The organism is Pseudoalteromonas rubra (genome assembly GCF_005887115.1).
GTDB lineage: Bacteria > Pseudomonadota > Gammaproteobacteria > Enterobacterales > Alteromonadaceae > Pseudoalteromonas > Pseudoalteromonas rubra_F.
On sequence record NZ_PNCJ01000211.1, the window covers coordinates 1 to 231 of the forward strand.

Consider the following 231-nt stretch of genomic DNA (forward strand, 5'->3'; position numbering starts at 1 on the left):
CAAGGCTTAAGTGCAGTAAATAGATTTTACGGATCATAGCGCGACTTCCGCCAAGCGTTTTCATCATCGCAACTGGGTCGTACTGACGTTCACAATACCGTTTTGCCGATACCGCGATAGCAACAGCAGCTAAAATAATGCCAAGCAAACCTGCTAGCAATAAGTAACTCTCAGCGCGATTTAAACTATTAGAAATTGGTGACTGGCGGTCTTTAACACCATACCAATTTT

General features: G+C 43.3%; 1 protein-coding gene. It reads right to left on the reverse strand.

Annotated features, from left to right (window positions below; genetic code table 11):
• On the reverse strand, positions 1 to 231 hold a 231-nt coding region (locus tag CWB98_RS23785; RefSeq protein WP_138547005.1), incomplete at both ends, for a hypothetical protein.